The organism is Streptococcus sp. GMD4S (assembly GCF_000296955.1).
Genome location: NZ_AJRE01000384.1, coordinates 1 through 609, shown reverse-complemented (window position 1 = coordinate 609; position 609 = coordinate 1). Strand labels below are relative to the sequence as shown.

General features: G+C 46.8%; 1 protein-coding gene. It reads left to right on the top strand.

Annotated elements, in window-relative coordinates; all coding sequences use genetic code 11:
- Positions 1–609: peptidase U32 family protein (locus GMD4S_RS10045; RefSeq protein WP_000363654.1), on the top strand; the 609-nt coding region annotated here is incomplete at both ends.

The window sequence follows — 609 nt, the reverse complement described above, 5'->3', positions numbered from 1 at the left end:
TTGAACAGATGGAAGAAGGCGTGCAGTTTGCTGCTAAGTACGGTGCCAAGGTCTATGTGGCTGCTAACATGGTTATGCACGAAGGAAATGAAGCTGGTGCTGGAGAATGGTTCCGTAAGTTGCGTGACATTGGGATTGCCGCAGTTATCGTGTCAGATCCAGCCTTGATTATGATTGCAGCAACAGAAGCACCAGGTCTTGAAATACACCTCTCTACCCAAGCCAGTGCGACCAACTATGAAACTCTTGAGTTCTGGAAAGAACTTGGGCTAACTCGCGTGGTTTTGGCCCGTGAAGTTTCAATGGAAGAATTGGCAGAGATTCGCAAACGCACTGATGTTGAGATTGAGGCCTTTGTCCATGGAGCTATGTGTATTTCTTACTCAGGTCGCTGTACGCTCTCAAACCACATGAGTATGCGTGATGCCAACCGTGGTGGTTGTTCACAGTCTTGCCGTTGGAAATACGACCTCTACGACATGCCATTTGGCCAAGAACGTAAGAGTCTTAAAGGTGAAATCCCAGAAGAATTTTCGATGTCAGCCGTTGACATGTCCATGATTGACCATATTCCAGATATGATCGAAAACGGTGTAGACAGTCTCAAGA